This window comes from Streptomyces sp. SID4985, assembly GCF_009863025.1.
GTDB lineage: Bacteria > Actinomycetota > Actinomycetes > Streptomycetales > Streptomycetaceae > Streptomyces.
The window spans coordinates 1-709 of the sequence record NZ_WWIR01000480.1; the positions used below are offsets into that span (position 1 = coordinate 1).

1 protein-coding gene is annotated in these 709 nt (G+C 77.2%); it reads right to left on the reverse strand.

Translation table 11 applies throughout. The annotated features are described in order from the left end of the window. On the reverse strand, nt 1-682 hold a 682-nt coding region (locus tag GTW40_RS21180), incomplete at its 3' end, for a transglutaminaseTgpA domain-containing protein (protein WP_237525605.1). Between the last annotated feature and the right edge of the window lie 27 nt (nt 683-709).

A 709-nucleotide genomic window follows, 5' to 3' on the forward strand; every position in this document is an offset into this window, starting at 1 on the left:
CCACGCCCAGCGCCACCGCGCCGATCCGGCGCCCGGTACGCACCGGGGCCGCGGGGATGCCGTCACCGGCGCCCGGCGCGCGGGCCGTCGCCCCGAACACCCGGCCCCACCGGGTCACCCGGTCCCGGCCCTCGGCGAGCAGCAGCATCAGATAACCGGCCGCCGCGAGGAGGAACCACAGCCAGTCGGCCCCGCCCCCGGACAGCCCGGCCGCCACCGAGTACAGCGCGAGGAGCGGCAGCCCGGCCGGGGCCGCCGCGCGGAAGGTCACCGCCAGCGTGTCCACCAGGAGATGCACGATCAGCACCCCGCCGATCAGCATCAGACGGATGCCGTCGGTCAACGGCGCCGGAGGCGCGTACCGGCTGACGTCGTCCGAACCCTCCCGCAGCAGCTCCGAGAAGTGCGTGAGCGCCTCCGGGCCCGGGAACAGCCCGGCCAGGGCCTGCTCCCGCGCGAAGACGAGGGTGAGCAGCAGCAGCGACACCAGAAGCTGCGCCAGCACGATCAGCGGCCGCGCCAGCGGCACCCGCCGCGCCGCCGCCCCCACGCCCGCCTGCACCCCCACGAGGAGTGCCGCCACCACCAGCCAGGCGGGGCCGTGGACCAGCGGCAGCAGGGAACACGCCGTCATCAGCGTGGCCGCCGCCGCGCACCCCGCGAGCCGCGCCCGCCCGCTCATCCCCTCGCCCTTCCGCTCGGCGTGACC